At 58.3% G+C, this 15,917-nt stretch carries 13 protein-coding genes; 3 read left to right on the top strand and 10 right to left on the bottom strand.

Annotated elements, in window-relative coordinates:
• Positions 1–134: 134 nt before the first annotated feature.
• Positions 135–1,178 (bottom strand): cation diffusion facilitator family transporter, encoded by a 1,044-nt coding sequence (locus tag KIH86_RS12870; RefSeq protein ID WP_235775397.1) that lies wholly within the window; start codon positions 1,176–1,178, stop codon positions 135–137.
• A gap of 63 nt (positions 1,179–1,241) precedes the next feature.
• On the bottom strand, positions 1,242–1,967 hold the full coding sequence (locus tag KIH86_RS12865; protein ID WP_223085647.1) for a queuosine precursor transporter: 726 nt from the start codon (positions 1,965–1,967) through the stop codon (positions 1,242–1,244).
• 380 nt (positions 1,968–2,347) lie between these two features.
• On the opposite strand from KIH86_RS12865, the gene KIH86_RS12860 reads away from it, so the two are divergent.
• Positions 2,348–4,033 (top strand): methyl-accepting chemotaxis protein, encoded by a 1,686-nt coding sequence (locus KIH86_RS12860; RefSeq protein ID WP_223085648.1) that lies wholly within the window; start codon positions 2,348–2,350, stop codon positions 4,031–4,033.
• On the opposite strand, the gene KIH86_RS12855 is transcribed toward KIH86_RS12860, so the two are convergent.
• From KIH86_RS12855 to pdxR, 3 genes are read right to left on the bottom strand one after another with little or no spacing between them, the layout of a single operon-like run.
• Positions 4,023–5,234, bottom strand: a complete 1,212-nt coding sequence (locus KIH86_RS12855; protein ID WP_223085649.1) for a pyridoxal phosphate-dependent aminotransferase — start codon at positions 5,232–5,234, stop codon at positions 4,023–4,025. The genes KIH86_RS12860 and KIH86_RS12855 overlap by 11 nt on opposite strands.
• Complete coding sequence (locus KIH86_RS12850; RefSeq protein WP_223085650.1) at positions 5,224–6,147, bottom strand: D-alanine--D-alanine ligase; 924 nt, start codon at positions 6,145–6,147, stop codon at positions 5,224–5,226. Before KIH86_RS12850 ends, KIH86_RS12855 begins: the two co-directional genes overlap by 11 nt.
• 51 nt (positions 6,148–6,198) lie before the next feature.
• On the bottom strand, positions 6,199–7,677 hold the full coding sequence (pdxR, locus tag KIH86_RS12845; RefSeq protein ID WP_223085651.1) for a MocR-like pyridoxine biosynthesis transcription factor PdxR: 1,479 nt from the start codon (positions 7,675–7,677) through the stop codon (positions 6,199–6,201).
• A gap of 177 nt (positions 7,678–7,854) precedes the next feature.
• On the opposite strand from pdxR, the gene KIH86_RS12840 reads away from it, so the two are divergent.
• Positions 7,855–8,862 (top strand): lipoate--protein ligase, encoded by a 1,008-nt coding sequence (locus KIH86_RS12840; RefSeq protein WP_223085652.1) that lies wholly within the window; start codon positions 7,855–7,857, stop codon positions 8,860–8,862.
• Between the two features lie 115 nt (positions 8,863–8,977).
• Here KIH86_RS12840 and KIH86_RS12835 read toward each other — a convergent pair whose 3' ends face one another.
• On the bottom strand, positions 8,978–10,438 hold the full coding sequence (locus KIH86_RS12835; protein ID WP_223085653.1) for a carboxylesterase/lipase family protein: 1,461 nt from the start codon (positions 10,436–10,438) through the stop codon (positions 8,978–8,980).
• Between the two features lie 323 nt (positions 10,439–10,761).
• Entirely contained in the window at positions 10,762–11,475 is a 714-nt protein-coding gene (locus tag KIH86_RS12830) for a metal-dependent hydrolase (RefSeq protein ID WP_223085654.1), read from the bottom strand.
• A gap of 512 nt (positions 11,476–11,987) precedes the next feature.
• Here KIH86_RS12830 and KIH86_RS12825 point away from each other — a divergent pair.
• A complete protein-coding gene (locus KIH86_RS12825) occupies positions 11,988–12,788 on the top strand; it encodes a Cof-type HAD-IIB family hydrolase (protein WP_223085655.1) in 801 nt (266 codons plus the stop codon).
• A 122-nt stretch (positions 12,789–12,910) separates the two neighbouring features.
• On the opposite strand, the gene KIH86_RS12820 is transcribed toward KIH86_RS12825, so the two are convergent.
• The 3 genes from KIH86_RS12820 to KIH86_RS12810 form a co-directional block, all read right to left on the bottom strand.
• Positions 12,911–13,684, bottom strand: coding sequence for a 5'-methylthioadenosine/adenosylhomocysteine nucleosidase (locus KIH86_RS12820; protein ID WP_223085656.1), 774 nt, complete (start codon positions 13,682–13,684; stop codon positions 12,911–12,913).
• A gap of 135 nt (positions 13,685–13,819) precedes the next feature.
• On the bottom strand, positions 13,820–15,004 hold the full coding sequence (locus tag KIH86_RS12815; protein ID WP_223085657.1) for an iron-containing alcohol dehydrogenase family protein: 1,185 nt from the start codon (positions 15,002–15,004) through the stop codon (positions 13,820–13,822).
• Between the two features lie 155 nt (positions 15,005–15,159).
• A complete protein-coding gene (locus KIH86_RS12810) occupies positions 15,160–15,816 on the bottom strand; it encodes a methionine ABC transporter permease (protein WP_223085658.1) in 657 nt (218 codons plus the stop codon).
• Positions 15,817–15,917 lie beyond the last annotated feature (101 nt).

Here is a 15,917-nt window from a genome sequence, read left to right as displayed (position 1 = left end):
AGTATTATCCGGGTAGGTCATCAGAGTATAATCTGGGTAGGTTCATCAGTATTATCCGGCACGAAAGAAGGCATCTCCCCTGCCCGGGAGATGCCTTCTTTACGTTTGATTGATTTTAATGAACATGGATTGAATTACACAATGTCATCGGGAGAAAGACCGCAGATATAGGCTTCCGTCTCCATCTGAATCGTCGCATGCCCGATGTTGAACCGTTCATGCAGCTCCTTCGCGATCTTCCGGAGCATACCGTCCTGCCCGGCTCTGTCATTCACCACGAGGTGGGCTGTCAAGGCAGCTTCCGTCGTGCTCATTCCCCAAATATGCAGGTCATGCACCCCCAGCACGCCGGGGAGCGAGCCCAGGTAGGCCTTGACCGCTGCGGCGTCGATGCTTCCCGGAACAGTGTCCAGCGCCAAATCGACCGACTCCACAAGGAGTCTCCATGTGCCGATAAAAATGACGACTGCAACGATAAGGCTGCTCAAAGGATCGATCCACAGCCAGCCGGTATAGGAAATGAGAATCCCCGCAATTACGACGCCTACGGATACAAACGCGTCCGCAGCCATATGCAGAAAGGCGCCGCGGATATTGAGATCCCCTTTGCGTCCGGACATGAACAGAATAGCGGTTGCCGCGTTAACGGCAATGCCGACGGCGGCTACCCAAATCACTGTCTGCCCCGTTACGGGCGCCGGATCACGGAAGCGCCCCACGGCTTCCCAGACGATCACGCCTATAGCGACAAGCAGGAACAGCGCGTTCAGGAGCGCCGCCAGAACCGAGAATCTGCGGTAACCGTAAGTGCGGCGCTCCGTCGGAATTCTCCGCGCCAGCAGGCTTGCGGCCCATGCGAGGACAAGAGCGAGCACATCGCTCAAATTATGTCCCGCGTCCGCGAGCAGCGCAAGCGAATGGCCGATTATCCCGTAAGCCGCCTCAAGCAGCACGAAGACCGTGTTGAGCGCGATGCCGATCAGGAATGCCCGATTATAGTCGGCTGGCCCGTGATGATGGCTGTGACCATGACCCGTATGATGGTGATCCATATGCTCAAGACCGGGCTGCCTGTGATACGTTGGATCGTCATGCGTTGAATCGTCATGATCCTTCTGCGAATGATCTTGCAGATGACCGCGTGCATGTTCGTGTCCATGATGGTGCGAATGCCCCATCCCGCTCCCTCCCGTTTCTTTTGGCTTAATGGATACAACGATTCCGGCACCCTGCCGGCGGCTCTATAGAGATCGCTCCCGGTTCCGGCCGTTCCCACTCTCGGACTCTTCCTCCGGGAAACGGAAGCTCCGGGCGATGTAGAGGACGGGCGTTCCGGCGGCCGTCAGCAGAAATTTGACCAGATAGGTCGTGAACAAAATTTCAAACCATACTTCCCAGTTGTACAGTCCTGCAAAAGCGATCGTGCAGAAGATCAGCGTATCGACGAACGAGCTGAACATGGTGCTGCCGTTCGAACGGATCCATAGCTGGCTTGGCGTTTCAAAGAACTTACGTATCCACGTATACAGCCGTACATCGAGCAGCTGGCTGACGAAATAGGCGCTAAGGCTGCCAAGCGCAAGCCGCGGAAGCAGACCGAACAGGGTCTCCATCGACGATTGGGCCATATCACCGGCCTGAGGCTTGAATACGAGAACCATCTGCATGATTACCGTCGTCATTATCAAGGTAAAGAAACCGAACCAGACCGCCTTTTGCGCCTCGGCCCGTCCGTATTTCTCATTCAATAGATCACTTGTCATATACAGCGTCACGTACATCGTGTTGCCGAGCGTCATGACGATATCGAACGGCATCGCAATCGTCTTGGCGACTTGAATGTTGGCGATTACGGTGGCTACCCCGATCCAGGCGTACATTCCTTTTTTACCGAACAACCGGTAGCAGAGCAGAAAAAATGCAAAGTTAACCAGAACGAATAAAATGCCCCAAATCAAGTTAAACATGCTTGTCTCCCTTACCTTCTATTTTTGCATGTTCCACTCTAACATATCCTCTCTAACGAGACCAGACGTTACTCTATATATTAAGATGAATTTTAACTTATTTTCCCTGAAATATGATTAGTTTCTGAAAAAAAGATAGATTTGCGAAAAAAATCGTAATAAACCGTGAATTACTGAAAAAATATACCTGACATCGCCCATAATCTACCTATTCAACCGCAGGTTAATTTAATAAAATAGTAGGCAGTACCCGTAATCCATGTCTTTGTACCAGGTTGTAAGTTAGGCCATGTGAACTAACCCGGGAAGCAAGGTCCCGCTGTTAAGCCGAACGCGCCGGCGGATATGGGAAATTATACATATTAAAGGAGAGAACCGCCATGTTTCGGATCATGCATACCATTGGCCGAAAATTTATGCTGTTGCTGCTCGCTGCCCTGTTGTTCACTTCGCTGCTGCTAAGTGTCAGTTTCTACTTTATATCGAAGAACACCATCGACAACTATGTCGTTCCCCAAATCGACAAGCTGCTCACCTCGGCCTCCCAGGATATTTACAAGTCGCTGAACTCGACAAATGCCCAACAGGCCCGCAGCAATGACGAAGCGTCTTCGACCGTTGCGTTCTATTTCAAGGACAAGCGGCAGCAGCACAATGTGGAGACGATCTTTCTGGCGGAGGTTAATGACGGCAAAGCGACCGTGCTGAGCGCGGATCACGGCTCGGAACTTAAGCGGAAGGAAGAGCTTGAGCTTACTCCGGAGCTGGCTGATGCGGCCAAGGGAAAAAGCACCCTCAGCGGCATCTACTCCGACAGCCACGGCGTACACAAGACGGCTTATGTCGGCATTCCCGGCAGCAGTCTCGTCGTCGGCGTAAGCTCTGATATGACGTTTGTGCAGGATAAGATGAAGAGTATTTTCTGGACCAGCGCAGGAATCACACTGCTGGCAGTAGCTCTCGGCATGGGCGCGTCGTACTTCCTGAGCCGCCGCATTACGAAGCCGATCACCCGGCTGGCTGCATACAGCGACCGGCTGGCCGAAGGAGACTTCACCGAGGAGCTGACATTTCAGAGCAAGGATGAAATCGGCCGGCTGGCCGACAGCTTCCGGATGATGTCCGGGCGGCTGAAGCTCTTGATCGGCCAGGTGCTGGACACGGCCGGCACCGTTATGGCAGGCACCAAGGAATTGAAGGACGGGGTGGACAGCATTCGTGAGCAATCCGATCAGTCCAGCCTGTTCGTTGAGGAAATTGGCCAGGGAAGCCGCCAGATGACGGTAAGCGCTGCGGATAACGCGCGCGCTATGGAGGAAATCAGCCAGGGCATCACTCACATCGCCTCTGCGGCCGGGGAAGTGTCGGAACAGATTGTCGAAGCCTCGGACCGGGCCGTCAGCGGCAATCAGACCGCCCAGCAGGCGGTAGACCAGATGCACCAGGTCGGACGTGCATCCGCGGAATCACTGGAGCAGATTCGCCAGATGGACGAACGCTCGCAGCGGATCGGGGATGTCGTGCAGAGCATTGCGGAGATTACGAAGCAGATCCAGATGCTGTCCCTCAATGCGTCCATCGAAGCGGCTCGCGCAGGCGAGCATGGACGGGGCTTCGCGGTCGTGGCCGGGGAGGTCCGGAAGCTCGCCGAACAATCGAAGGAAGCGACGGAGCAGATCGGCCAGTTCCTGATCGGTCTGCGCGAGGAGATGCAGCGCTCCGTCAGCAGCATGAACGCGGTGAATGCCGAGGTCTCATCCGGTCTCGGCCGGGTCGAGGAAGCGGGCAACGCCTTCAATCATCTGTCCGTCCTCATTCAGAGCATCAACCAGAGCATCCAGTCCGTCTCGGCTGCGACCCAGCAAATTACCGCCGGTACGGAAGAGGTTACCGCCTCCGTGGAGGAGACAGCCCGAATCACCTCCAAATCGCAGGAGGGTGCGGAGCATCTGTCCGACAATTACCAGACTCTGCGGAAACAGATGACAGAGAATGCCGGCACGGTCGAGCGTCTGTACCAGCAGATGCTGCAGATGCAGGAAGCCGTTCGCCAGTTCAAGATCTGATATCCGCCGTAGTCCCGGCCATCACCGGTTCACGGGACAGATTATCCATGAACCGGGATATCCGCTCCAGCGCTTCTCTCAGCGTCCTGGAGGAAGCGGCATAGGAGCAGCGGACATGCTCCTCGCCGCCGGGCCCGAAGGCGGTTCCCGGAACGACTGCAACGCCGGCTTCACGCAGCAGCCGCTGTGCGAACACCTCGGCGTTCAGTCCTGTGCCGGCCACCGAAGGGAAGGCGTAGAACGCACCCTCCGGAAGGCGACATGGCAGTCCGAGTCTGTTCAAACCCTGAATAAATTCATCCCGCCGCCTGTGAAAGGCGGCTTTTCTTATGTCCTTGTCGCCCAGACCAGCCCGCAGCGAATGCAGGGCGGCGAGCTGGCCCGGCGCCGGAGCGCACATGGCCGTATACTGGTGAATCCTCAGCATAGGTGCCGACAAGTCTGCCCCTGAGCAGACATAGCCTACCCGCCAGCCGGTCATGGCAAAGGCCTTGGAGAAGCCGCTGACCACAATCGTCCGCTCTTTCATGCCCGGCAGCTCGGCGATGCTGGCATGCCGGCTTCCGTAGGTCAGCTCGGCGTATACTTCGTCCGAAATGAGAATCAGGTCATGGGCCTTCACAAGCTCCGCAACAGGCTGCCAGTCCTCCAGCGTCATGACGGCTCCCGTCGGATTGTTCGGATAATTCACGACAAGCGCACGGGTTCGCGGCGTGATAGCGCGGCGGAGTGCATCCGCGGTCAGCTTGAATCCTTCCTCCACCCGCGTCATAGCAGGAACTGTCTTCCCGCCGCACAGGGATACCATGGGCGCGTAGGCCACATAGCCCGGAGCCGGGATAATCACTTCGTCCCCCGGCGTAATTACGGTTCGCAGCGCAAGATCCAGACCCTCGCTGCTTCCCGCCGTCACAATGATTTCATCCTCCGGGTTATAGGAGAGTCCCAAGCCGGAGGTCAGGTAATCAGCCAGCTCGCGCCGCAGCTCCGGAAGTCCGCGATTGGAGGTATAGCCGCTTTCGCCCCGGCCCAGAGCGGCGAAGACGGCGTCGCGTACATGATCGGGAACCTTGAAATCAGGCTCTCCGACTCCAAGCGAAATGACATCCGGACGATCCGCAACCTGGTCGAAGAACGCGCGGATGCCTGAGGGCGGCAGCTCCCGGACGAGGGGATTGATCCGCAACTGTTCAACTGACATGCTGCGGTACCCCTCTTTCCTTCAGCGAGAGCGAGATGATGGTCTCCAGCAGACCGCTGAATGTCATTCCGGCGGCCTTCGCGCTCTTGGGCAGCAGGCTGGCTGAGGTCATGCCCGGCAGCGTGTTAACCTCGAGCACATAGGGAACCCCGTTCGAGACAATGACGTCGACTCTGGCGTAGACGCCGCATTTCAAGGCGCGCCAGCAGGCCAGCGCCGTCTCCTTCACCCGGCTCTCAAGCTCCGGAGGCAAATCGGCCACCTCTTCCAGCGCTCCGCCCGCGCTGTACTTCGCGTTATAGTCAAACCACTCCGCATGGTTCGGGACAATACGAAGGATCGGAAGAACCTCGCCGTCCAGAATGGAGCAGGTCAGCTCCATGCCCTTGACGAACGCCTCCAGCATCACGGGCTGCTCCTGGCGGAACGCTTCGGTGACGGCGGGATACAGTTCTTCTAGCTCCTTCACCTTGGACATGCCGATGCTGGAGCCGCCGGAAGACGGCTTGACAATCAGCGGGAAGCCGAGCTTCGAAGCGGCCTCGGCGCTATATTCGCCGGAGTTCTCCAGACACAGCCAGTCGGCGGTCGGAATGCCGGAGGAACGGAGCAGCCGCTTCGTCATATCCTTATCCATGCAGATGGCGCTGGACAGCACACCGCTGCCGCTGTACGGGATGCCGAGCGTCTCGAGCACGGCCTGAACGGTTCCGTCCTCGCCGAATTCGCCGTGCAGCGCGAGCAGCGCGAAATCCAGGCCGCGGACCTGATCCGCAAGATTCTCTCTCCGGTCCACGACTACCGGAACCGCCTCGTACTTGGCCTGCTCCAGCCCTCTCAGCATTTCCGCTCCTGTCTTCAGTGAGACTCCCCGCTCCGACGATGTTCCTCCCATAATAACGCCAACCTTCATGGTTCCCGCATCCTTTCCCTCTGTTGTTATTGTCCGTTGATTGTTCTCTATTCAGGGCTGACGGTTCTTAAGCAGCCGTTTCGCCTCTTCGCCGATGACGGAGATGCCCCGGCGGATATTCTCGTCGCTTACCCGGGAGAAGCCCAGGCGCAGCGTGTTCTGCCCGCCACCGTCCGTGAAGAACGAATCGCCCGGCGTGAAGATCACGCCCCGCTGCTGGCAGGCCGCCAGCAGCTCCCGCGTATTCATTCCCTGCTCAAAGGTCATAAACAGATGCAGCCCTCCGTCTCCCGACAGAGAGGAGAACGGCACCTTCTCCCGGCAGCACGCCAGCGTCAGCTCATATTTCCGCTTGTATTCGGCGCGGGCGCGGCGGAGATATTTTTCCAGATTGCCATTATGCAAATATTGATAGAGCAGCGACTGGTCCAGCGTCGAGGTATGAATGCTTCTGGCCCGCTTCACGCTCTCCAGTACGCCGATCAGCCGCCGGTCGCCGAGCACCCACCCCACACGCAGTCCCGGAAACAGCACCTTCGAGAAGCTTCCGATATAGACGACTCCGCCCTCCGCTGAACCAAGCGCCGCCAGCGGCGCCACATGCGAACCCGAGTACCGCAGCTCTTCATTGAAGCCGTCCTCAATGACGGGAATGCCCCGGCGGTTCATCAGCTCCATCAACTCCAGCCTTTTGCGGAGCGACATGACGGTTCCGGTCGGATTGTGGTAGGAAGGCACGAGGTAGGCCAGATCGTAATCCCCCTCATCCAGCGCTTTCTTCAGCTCATCCAGATTCAGGCCGTCCTCTTCCATCGGAACGCCGCGAATCTGAAAGCCGTGCAGCTTCAGGTTCTTGATCGCGGTGTTATGGGTCGGATTCTCGCACAGCACCCTGCCGCTCACCTTCTTGACGGCCGAGAGCACGAGATCGAAGCCCTCGGTGAAGCCGCTTGTGATCAGCATATCCTGATTCCGCGTATCCACGCCCTTGCGGGCCATATAATCCAGCAAATAATCAATCAGGGGCTTGTAGCCCTTGGCGTAGCCGTAATTCAGGAGCACATGGCCTTCCATCGACATCCGGTCGAGAAAAGCGCGCTTCACACTGTCCAGGTCGAACAGCTTCTCGTCCGGCGCGATGCTCGTGAACGAAATGGTGCCTTTAGACGCGCGGATGCCGCGCTTCATCAGATCAAGCTCCTCGGCCATCAGGGCGTAGCCGCTGATGCGATCCTCCCAGCCGAGCCTGCTGGCGGCATCCGGCACCTCGCCGCCGAGCCCGCTCTGCGGCTTGACCTGGGCGGCGAAGCTGCCTTTGCCCTGGACGGTGTAGGCGAAGCCGTCCGCCTCAAGCTCGGCGTAAGCGGCGATGACTGTGCCCCGCCCGACGCCGAGCAGCGATGCCAGCTCCCGTGTGGCGGGCAGCCGCTGATCCGCCTGGATCGCGCCCTGGACGATCAGACGCTTCATATAATCCTTGATCTGGAGGTAGACCGGACGGCCCTCAGCCAGCTTGAAATCGTTGAACATCCTTCTCTCTCCTTCTTCCTTATCATGTCACATTCCCGCCCCCGGCAAAAGAACCGCGCAAGGGCCGTTTTTGGCGTATTGCGGTATGGATGGGTTGTCCGTGGCTTTTTTGTGAAAAAGCAGACTTTGGTTTACAATTATAGCTGTATTCAAAGTGCTGAAGCGGAGGAATGAATCATGCTCTTTATCGACAACGCGGGGATCACGGACGCCTCCATCAATCTGGCGATTGAGGAATACGTACTGAAGCATCTCCCCATGGATGACAGCTACCTGCTGTTCTATATTAACAGTCCATCCATCATTATCGGCAAGCATCAAAATACGATCGAAGAGATCAACCAGGAATATGTCAAAGACCACAATATCCAGGTCGTCCGGCGGCTGTCCGGCGGCGGCGCGGTCTATCACGATCTCGGCAATCTCAACTTCAGCTTCCTGACCAAAGACGACGGCGAATCATTCCATAACTTCCTGAAATTCACCCAGCCGGTCATCGATTATTTGAGAAGCATGGGGGTAAACGCAGAGCTGAGCGGACGCAACGATCTTCAAGTCGGTGAGCAGAAAATCTCCGGCAACGCCCAGTTCGCCACCAAAGGGCGCATGTTCAGCCACGGCACCCTGATGTTCAATTCGGATCTCGACGAGGTGCATAACTCCCTGAAGGCCAATCCGGCCAAATTCAAATCCAAGAGCACGAAATCGGTCCGCAGCCGGGTCGCCAACATCAAGGACCTGCTTGGAACCGAGATGACGATCGAGGAATTCCGCGCCGGGCTGCTGCGTTCCATCTTCAGCATGGACCCTTCAGAAGTTCCGCAGTACAAGCTGACCGACGAGGATTGGAGCAAGATCCGCCAAATCTCCGAGGAGCGCTACCGGAACTGGGACTGGAATTACGGCCAGTCGCCGATGAGCAACGTCAAGCATGCGGTGAAATTCCCCGGCGGCATCGTCGATATCCGGATGGACATCAAGGATGCGCGGATCGAGGATATCAAGATTTATGGAGACTTCTTCGGCGTGGGCGATGTGGCTGACGTGGAGAACGCACTGCGCGGCAAGCGCTATGAAGAGACAGAGGTCCGGGAAGCGCTGGCTCCGCTGGATCTGAAGCATTACTTCGGACGCATCGAGCCGGAGGATGTTATCGGCCTGATTTTTCTGGAAGAGTCGGAGTAAGCATCGCTTCCGGGCGGTTAGATCATCGGGACATAATCTTGGTTGAAAAATAAAGGAGAGAGCCGGCTGCGCCGGTCCTCTCCTTTTTTGGGGTTTGCGCCGCTGCGCCTGAAGCTCAAATGCCCAGCACAAGACGCTTGTCCGCGTCAGGGTCCTTGACCATGAGAGTGTGGTCGCCAAAAATCATCGTCGCACGCTCCCCGCTCTCGTAGGTCGGCCATTCCCCCGGATCGCCCGGCGGTCGGCCGTGTGCAAAAGCGATCCATGCCTCCTGCATCTGCTTAGACAGCGTGAACGCAGATGGCGGAATCTGAAGCCCCGCCTGCTGCAGGAAGGGCAGCGTGCCGAACACGAACGGAATCTCGGCGGCATGGACCGCCTTGCGGAGCAGCGGATGGGACGGCAGCGTCCAATCGAACCGGTACATCCAGACCGGAGCATGTCCGCTTTGGCCAATGGCGAATTCGAGCGCACCTCGCCAGAAATAGAGGTCGGTCATCAGCTCCGCCCGGCCCTCGAAATCGGTGGCGTAGCGCGAGATGAACGGCTTCACGCTGTGGCCGCCGTTTAGCAGCTCCATGGCGCTTGCGATCACCTCATCCGGCACACTCGGTGAATCCGGCCGGAAGAAGAGCGCGCCCTCGTCCCGGTTCGTGCCGATCAGCAGCGGAATTCCCGCCGCTGCGCCGCTGCGGACCGCTTCGATCGGCGGCACGGGCAGCGTCGCCGGATCGATGACCGGCTGGAACGGCATGCCCATGCCACCCATCCGCCGCTTCATGCGCTCGCCCGCCTCGATCAATTCGACGGCGGGCATCGCCCGGAGCCGTGTGGCCTCTTGCGGCGGGAGGCCGAGCTCGTCCAGCAGCCCGGCGCAGACGGTGCGGGCCTGCTCAGCGCTCAGCGCCTGCGACGCGCCGCTCTCCATAATGGCCCGGGCGAACAGGCCCGTGGCGCCGGGCATCGCCAGCAGCGCCGCGATGCTCATGCTGCCGGCCGACTCGCCGAAGATGGTCACGCTTGCGGGATCTCCTCCGAAAGCGGCGATATTGCCCTGCACCCAGCGCAGGGCCGCCATCTGGTCAAGCAGGCCCGCATTGGGCACGAAGTCTTCGTGCATGGAATGCAGATGAAGGAAGCCCAGCGGGCCAAGCCGGTAATTCAGGGTCACGACCACGACCCGGCCCCGGGCGGCAAGCGCGGTCCCGTCGTAGGCCGGGATGCTGCCCGAGCCGGTCTCGAAGGCCCCGCCGTGAATCCAGACCATGACGGGAAGCGCTTCTTCTCCGGCATCTTCCGGCGTCCATACATTCAAATACAGACAGTCCTCGGACATGCCTGCACCGCCGTCGGCTTCGCCGAACACTCCGCCGGTTCCGCCGCCCGGCTGCGGACAGAAGGGGCCAAAGCGCATGGCGTCCCTAATCCCTTCCCAAGGTTCGGGCTCCGCCGGGGCCCGGAATCTCAAATCTCCGACAGGAGGGCTGGCGTAGGGAATGCCCTTAAAGGCTCTTACCCCATTAGACGTTATGCCCTGCAGTCTGCCGTATGCGGTCTCAACGATTGGTTGCGGCATGGTTTCTTTCTCTCCTTTTTCGCTCCTTTTCTCGTCCTCCTGAAGGCACTTCCTCCTTTTTACATTTTACCATTCTTGCCTCCAAACCAAACACGCCAGCCCTTCCTCCCGGAGAAACCGTTTCTTCAACTCTTCCTTCTTCCTTCTTCCTTCCTCCTCCCCTTCGCTCCTGCTGTTCTACGCTCTGCTGCATTTAGCCGGTAATTGCCGCCCCTCCGTCTATCGCCGCCGCTATAGAAAACGAAGCATCCGGGAATGGAATATCGCCCGGATGCTTCGCGCCTGAATGACTATTCGATTGTCCTGCGGGTTGTGCATCCGGTCTACCGGGTCAGCACAAACGTATAAGTGACCGCTGCCAGCGTCAGCGTGACAAAGATTGCCTCCAGCGCTCCGCCCTTCTTCGTTCCGGTGCTCATCAGCTTGAGCCGGAGCTTCCATTCCAGCGGCGGGAGCGGCGTAATGCCCCGCTGGGTCAGCGAATCGGCCAGCAGATGCAGACCGTATGACAGACCTCCGGCGACCCACAGATTATCTCCGCCCCCGATCATCCGTCCCGCAAAATACAGCAGCGCCGTCCAGCCGGCGAGCCCGTACAGCGTATGGGTCAGTCCCCGATGGGGAACGACTGCGGCGATGACCAGAATGCAGCCGGCAATCGCGTTCCAGGGATCAAGCGCATTTCCATACGCGATGAGCGTTACGGCGAGCAGCAGCATGACCAGCTGGCGCAGTCTGCGTCCCGGCAGGAACGCGACGCTGGCGACCAATAGTGCCATTACGAGATTCCAGGGATACGGCGATATCCCGGCCATATACCAATAGATGGCTCCCGCAATGAGCGCCAGCTGAAGGATGCGCAGCAGAAATGTCGGAATCGCCTTGCGCACGAGCAGCGAATTCGGCTCGTCGATATCAGGCAGCAGGGAGCTTAAGACCGTTACGGCGACGGCGGGTACTCCGATGTGCAGGCCAGCCAGCTGCATGGCCGACAGGGTTAGCCCGGTACTGATCACCAGGTGGGATTTGCCCATCATTGCCTTGTTCCTGCTCCTTTCGGGCCAATCCTTACATATGAGAACAAATGTACGGCTATCGCAGTATACCAAGGCGCGCTGCATTTGTCCAGCCTGTTCCTTCAGCCTGTTTCCTTAATCCGGGCGAAGCCGGAAGAACCATGTCCTGCCTTGTCGGCGTGGCGGTTTTGGGATACAATTTGGTCAGCTTGCCCCGGCTGCCGGACCGCATTACGCGCTGGCTATGAAGGGGGCGGAGCCTGCCGTTCCGCCCTGAGGCTCCGGCTCACGCCATGCCTCCAGGCCATCTGAGAGACCCCGGCTACACCACAAGCTCTCAAGCCGCCTTGGAGCCTAGCTCACGCCACGCTAGAGGGCCCCCGGCTCACGCCACAAGCTCTCAGGCAGCGCTGAGAGTGAGAGACTTCGATCGACGCCACGTCACCCGGTCCGCCCTTATGGACACCGGCTCACGCCCCAGGTTCCCGGTCCGGCAGCAGCAGAGACAGATATAACGAGAAGGAGAGAACCGAATGTATAAACTGATTGCCATCGATATCGACGATACACTGATCAATGACGACAAGGAAGTAACCCCCGCCACCCAGAAGGCGCTGGAAGCCGCTGTAACCGCCGGTGTTGTCGTGACGCTCGCTACAGGACGCGCCTACGCTTCCGCCCAGGCGATCGCCCGCCAAACCGGACTCAACGTGCCGATCATCACGTATCAAGGTGCGCTGGTCAAAAATCTGCTGGACGAAAAGGTACTGTACGAGCGCTATGTGCCGCAGGATGCCGTCCGCAAGCTGTTTGAATACTGCATTGAGCATAACCTTCACCTGCAGACCTACATCGACGACAAGCTCTATTCCCGCGAGGAGAACCAGAAGCTTATCGATTATGCAGCCCTGAACAAGACTCAATACTATATCGAGCCCGATTGGAAAAAGCTGCTGGATTACCAGACGCCCAAGCTGCTCATTATCGATGATCCCGATTTCCTGGATGAGCTTGCGCCCAAGCTTCACGAGCTGCTGGGCGAAGCGGTCCATATTACGAAATCGAAGCCGCATTTTCTCGAAATCATGCATAAGGAAGGAACAAAAGGGCTGGCGCTGGAGTTCCTGGCCGATTATTTTAAATGCGACCTGTCTCAGACGATCGCCGTCGGCGACTCCTGGAACGACCATGAAATGCTTGAAACGGCCGGCCTCGGCGTAGCCATGGCGAACGCTATTCCGGCGTTGAAAGAAATTGCGAACTACGTGACGGCCAGCAACAACGAAGACGGCGTCAAGCAGGTTATCGATAAATTTATTTTGCAGACTAGCTGATCCAGCCTATAGTCCGGTCAAACACGAAGGAGCGCGGAACCGCAATAAGCGATTTCCGCGCTCCTTCGTGTTTTGCTTTCACTGGCCATACTCCTCCCGACTTGAAGCCGGGCCTCGGTTCTTCAGCTCGTGACCTCGCCGGACACCCGCTTGTCGTCTTCAAGCGGTACACCGGCATCAGCATCTACGCCGACATCCGGCAAGCCCCCGCTTATTAGTTCCAGCGCGAACCTGGCCGAATTCAGCGCTGCCAGCTCCAGATTGCCCTCGAACAGCTCTCCGGCTCCGCCGCCTGCGATATCCGATACCGACCGAACCGCGAGAAAAGGAAGCCGGAACCAATAGGCAGCTTGGGCGATCGCCGCGCTTTCCATATCCGTGACCAGCGACTCCGGAAACCGGGTTCGTATGAGGTCGGCGGCATCCCGGTTTCCGATAAAGGAATCGGCGGTTGTGATGAGACCGGACACAACCCTTAGATCCGGCTGAGCAGCCGCCAGCCGCAGAGCCGCCGCCACAAGCTGTTCAGACGCCTTGTATCGCGCAGGCATACGCGGCACCTGCCCGTATTCGTAACGGGAGAACGCCGTCGCATCCACGTCACTGTATGCGTGTTCCGTACCCACTACAACGTCGCCGATCCGAAGGCCGTCTCCGATGCCTCCTGCCGAGCCGATATTCACAATCAGCTCGGGCTGCCAGCGCTCGATCAGCAGCGCGGCGGTCAGCGCCGCGTTGACTTTGCCGACTCCGCTTCGGAGCAGCACAACCTCCCGGCCTGCAAGCGTTCCGCTGTAAAATGTTCCACCGGCAGCTTCAGTCAAGCTCGTTACCTCTATCCGGCTGCGCAGCCACGCAATCTCTTCTTCCATCGCTCCGATAATCGCGATTCCCATCGTTCTCTCCTTCTTCGATGCTTGCTGACCGGCCTTTTACGGTCCGTAGGCACCGGCGGCCGGATCATCCGGGCGCAGCAAAATGGATTGCATTTTTATGTCCTTATTCCCTTATTTCCTTGGCTCACTTTGGAATTAACGGCTCCCCGCGCTTGCCTGCTTCTGCTCCGGTACAGAGTTCCGGATGGGTCCAGGCTGTCCAGGCTGACTACCGGCACCGGCTTTGGCCCGCAGATCAGCCACCACAGCCTCAAGCTCCTCCATCGCATCCGCCACCAGCTCCGCGTCGAAATGTCCCGGCATCCGGTGGATGGATGCGCCAGGCTCGGTGGCACGGACTCCCACAGCCAACTGTTCGGCCCTGCTAAGCCCGCCAAGTCCCATATCTTCCAGCGAAGCAGGCAAGCCTACCTCAGCATAGAAGGGCAGCAGCGAAGCAATTTCGTCCCGCTTGCCTTCCAGAAGCAATTGCAGCACCACGCCGTAAGCCACCTTGCTGCCGTGCAGCAGATCATGCGTCTGCGGCAGAACGGTCAGGCCGTCGTGAATGGAATGGGCCGCTGCGGTGCGGCCGTATTCTTCTCCGAATCCGCCCACCAGTCCGGCGGTGAGGAAGATGGTCTCCACAACCCGGACAAACGCCTCATTCAGCGTTCCGGCTTCCTGCGCAGCCAGGGCCTCCGCAGCGAACGCAAGCAGATTGTCGCGGCATCTGCGCGCGGCATAATGAGCGATGGCGATTTCTTCGGTGACGCTCGGCAGATGGGCGATAATCGCATCGGCTTCATACCATTTGGCCAGTGTATCGCCGATTCCGGCTGCCAGTAGCTCCTTCGGCGATTCCAGGAGAACAAGCGGCTCCACCAGCACGAGCGCATTGCTGTTCGGATACACATCGTATCCCACTGCTGTACCCGAAGCGTCATACATGACGCTTAATGAGGACCAGGGCGAGCAGGTCGCTGCCAGTGTCGGCAAAATAATAACGGGTATGCGCAGCAGCGCGGCGGTCGCTTTGGCCGAATCGCTAACTTTGCCTCCGCCCACGGCGATAAGGGCCTGGAGTCCAAGCTCCGTCACCTTCGAAGCAATGGCATCCCGTTCGGAGTAGGTGCATTCACCGCCGTACCGATAATACTCAAGCCGTGCGGAGTTAACAGCCGGAAAATAAGGAGCGGCCGCCTCCCAAGAGCGCCCGCCATGCACGACGAGCGCAGAGTCGATGCCCCGGCGCTCCAAATGATCCTGCAAATCCCCCCAGACTCCCTGTCCGCACACAAACTCCTGCGGAGCCGCACGAACAATCACTTTAGGTTCCAACGCTTTTGCCTCCTTTTCCAATCCAAATCCTTGAGCTATGGCACGGGCCCGCCACCCTACCTATATCTTGCCGATCTGCACTGCTCTCTGCCCTACTCTATCTGCACTACTCTCTCTGCATCACTCTCTCTGCACTGCTCGCCCTGCCTTACCCGCTATTCCCGGCGCGCTTTGCGGGACAGAAGATTCCCCGCCGACTGAATTCCTTGAACAAATAGAATCAGTATGGCGACCGTAACCAAAATAACAAAGGTGTCAAACCGTTGGTAGCCGTAGGAAATGGCAAGATCCCCGATTCCGCCGCCTCCGACCGTTCCCGCCATCGCCGTCGCGCCGATCAGGCCGATCGTAGCGGTAGTCATCGTCAGAATCAGGGAACCGAACGCTTCGGGCAGCAGAAAATGCCGGATGACCTGAAACGTCGTCGCCCCCATCGCCTCCGCCGCCTCCATAATGCCAGGGCTGACCTCCAGCAGGGAGTTCTCGACAAGCCGGCCGATATAAGGCGCCACATACACGACCAAAGGTACGATGGCGGCGCTGGTTCCAATTGATGTATGGACCAACATACGGGTGAACGGGATAATGGCGACGAGCAAAATGATAAAAGGTAGAGACCGGACGACGTTAATCAGCGGATTGAGAATCGAGTAGACGAACCGGTTCTGCTTGATCCCGCCTGGACGGGTTAGCACCAGCAGGATGCCGATCGGGATGCCGAGCAGCGCGCCGAAGAATAATGAGACCCCTACCATGACCACCGTCTCGCGCAGCGCCTGAAACAGCTGATCCGCTGTAATAATCGTGTTCATAGAATCGATACCTCCTTAGCGGCAGTATGGTCGGCGGATTCGTCATCTGCGGCATCCTTCGGAGCCGCCTGACCGCTGCCTGCAGACTTCTTGATAACGCG

It is taken from the genome of Paenibacillus sinensis (genome assembly GCF_019904155.1).
Taxonomy (GTDB): Bacteria; Bacillota; Bacilli; order Paenibacillales; family Paenibacillaceae; genus Paenibacillus_AQ; species Paenibacillus_AQ sinensis.
The sequence above is the reverse complement of the archived record's forward strand: the minus strand, read 5'-3'. Positions and strand labels throughout refer to the sequence as shown.

What these genes read in the sequence shown, in the direction of transcription:
- KIH86_RS12870 (WP_235775397.1), bottom strand. Translation starts at nt 1,178, where the DNA reads ATGGGGCATTCGCACCATCATGGACACGAACATGCACGCGGTCATCTG.
- KIH86_RS12865 (WP_223085647.1), bottom strand. Translation starts at nt 1,967, where the DNA reads ATGTTTAACTTGATTTGGGGCATTTTATTCGTTCTGGTTAACTTTGCA.
- KIH86_RS12860 (WP_223085648.1), top strand. Translation starts at nt 2,348, where the DNA reads ATGTTTCGGATCATGCATACCATTGGCCGAAAATTTATGCTGTTGCTG.
- KIH86_RS12855 (WP_223085649.1), bottom strand. Translation starts at nt 5,234, where the DNA reads ATGTCAGTTGAACAGTTGCGGATCAATCCCCTCGTCCGGGAGCTGCCG.
- KIH86_RS12850 (WP_223085650.1), bottom strand. Translation starts at nt 6,147, where the DNA reads ATGAAGGTTGGCGTTATTATGGGAGGAACATCGTCGGAGCGGGGAGTC.
- pdxR (WP_223085651.1), bottom strand. Translation starts at nt 7,677, where the DNA reads ATGTTCAACGATTTCAAGCTGGCTGAGGGCCGTCCGGTCTACCTCCAG.
- KIH86_RS12840 (WP_223085652.1), top strand. Translation starts at nt 7,855, where the DNA reads ATGCTCTTTATCGACAACGCGGGGATCACGGACGCCTCCATCAATCTG.
- KIH86_RS12835 (WP_223085653.1), bottom strand. Translation starts at nt 10,438, where the DNA reads ATGCCGCAACCAATCGTTGAGACCGCATACGGCAGACTGCAGGGCATA.
- KIH86_RS12830 (WP_223085654.1), bottom strand. Translation starts at nt 11,475, where the DNA reads ATGATGGGCAAATCCCACCTGGTGATCAGTACCGGGCTAACCCTGTCG.
- KIH86_RS12825 (WP_223085655.1), top strand. Translation starts at nt 11,988, where the DNA reads ATGTATAAACTGATTGCCATCGATATCGACGATACACTGATCAATGAC.
- KIH86_RS12820 (WP_223085656.1), bottom strand. Translation starts at nt 13,684, where the DNA reads ATGGGAATCGCGATTATCGGAGCGATGGAAGAAGAGATTGCGTGGCTG.
- KIH86_RS12810 (WP_223085658.1), bottom strand. Translation starts at nt 15,816, where the DNA reads ATGAACACGATTATTACAGCGGATCAGCTGTTTCAGGCGCTGCGCGAG.